The sequence below is a fragment of the Arsenophonus sp. ENCA genome (genome assembly GCF_002287155.1).
In the GTDB taxonomy this organism is placed as follows: Bacteria; Pseudomonadota; Gammaproteobacteria; order Enterobacterales; family Enterobacteriaceae; genus Arsenophonus; species Arsenophonus nilaparvatae.
Genome location: NZ_NHNG01000022.1, coordinates 1 through 1548 on the forward strand (window position 1 = coordinate 1; position 1548 = coordinate 1548).

Sequence of the window (1548 nt, forward strand, 5' to 3'; positions counted from 1 at the left end):
AACCCATGCAGATGCAATCTTAGATCGGCTGGTTCATGGCAGCATCAAATTAGAGCTAAAAGGAGAATCAATGCGAAAAATACAAACGCTATTGACTGATGGAGATCAGTGAAGTTAATTTAAAAAATGGTTCTGTGATAATGACACAAAGCGATCTCCATCGATGTTAATAAGTGATCTTCTTCATGGTAATACGCATCAAGTAAGGTTAAATTTTATCACCAACTCATGTTACGTCTAAATCTTGATAGTTCAATTCAAATAAAGAATTATCATCATTATCATCTCACTTCACGACTTAATCTGGAATATAATTCCACAATAGAAAGTGTCGCCCTACAAGGATCGCCAAAAAATTTACATTCAACAGAAAGCTTGTCTTTACCTATTTGCCCCTTTCTATTGAGCCAAAAACTACTACAAGTTAAGAAAATGCAATGTGAAGAAAAGACACAAAATGAAAGAGTTAAATTAAATGGCTATGTATCATCAATTAAATAAGCTGAATAATTTTCATATTAACGACTTTTTTTAGCATAGCGTTGCGCCAATAGCGCACATACCATTAATTGAATTTGATGGAAAATCATTACTGGCAGTAAAATAATACCAACCAGATGGGCAGGGAAAAGTATATTAGCCATAGGGACACCATTAACTAAACTCTTTTTAGAGCCACAAAATACTATTGTGATCTCATCGGCTTTACTAAAACCAAAATAACGGGCGGTGCAAATATTAAATAAAATCACTATAGCAAGTAAAAAACCGCTAACAATCGCAATCATTAATAGCGACCAGCCATCAACTTTATACCATATCCCTTCAATAACCGCCTCACTAAAAGCGACATAAACCACTAATAAAATAGATGAACGATCAGAAATAGTAATTAATTTTCGATAGCGATTAATCCATTGTACCAGTAACGGCCTAAGTAAATGACCTAATATAAATGGCAGCATAATTTGCAATAAAATAGCATCAATATTTGACAACAGCTCAATCTGTTGATGATTATCAATATCTATTAAGAAACTGACTAATATTGGCGACAAAAACACCCCTAACAAACTGGAAGCTGATGCGCTACAAATGGCAGCGGCAATATTGCCGCCGGCAACAGAAGTAAACGCAATCGCAGACTGTACTGTCGCAGGTAAGGCGCAAAGGTAAAGAAATCCGATATAAACAGTCGGTGACATCCACTCAGGTACTAACGGCTTTAATGCTAAACCAATAATTGGAAACAAAATAAAGGTACTGAAAAAAATTAACAGATGTAATCGCCAATGACCGATACCAGCAAAAATAGCCTGGCGTGAAAGTTTTGCGCCATGGAGAAAAAAAAGTAACTCAATGGCTATAGGGCACCTCGAAAAACCTAAGCCGAGTTTGATTTTGCTGATAAAGTTATCGGAAGCTGGTCTACTGAGCTAACCACCATGAAGAAACGCAGCGCCATTAAGAATGACCTCTTTGCAAACCAGTATCACCAACAGACGATCGACAAGTTGGGTGACCCGCTGGTCAAGATCGAAACCTGTA

General features: G+C 36.8%; 1 protein-coding gene and 1 pseudogene. One reads left to right on the forward strand and one right to left on the reverse strand.

What is annotated here, in order from left to right:
- Positions 1–112, forward strand: a 112-nt coding sequence (locus tag CBG25_RS00675) for an ATP-binding protein (protein WP_290603782.1), incomplete at its 5' end; no start/stop codon positions are given.
- A gap of 406 nt (positions 113–518) precedes the next feature.
- Here the strand turns inward: CBG25_RS00675 and CBG25_RS00680 are convergent.
- Positions 519–1364 (reverse strand): annotated as a pseudogene (locus CBG25_RS00680) (bile acid:sodium symporter family protein); the annotation flags it as partial.
- Between the last annotated feature and the right edge of the window lie 184 nt (positions 1365–1548).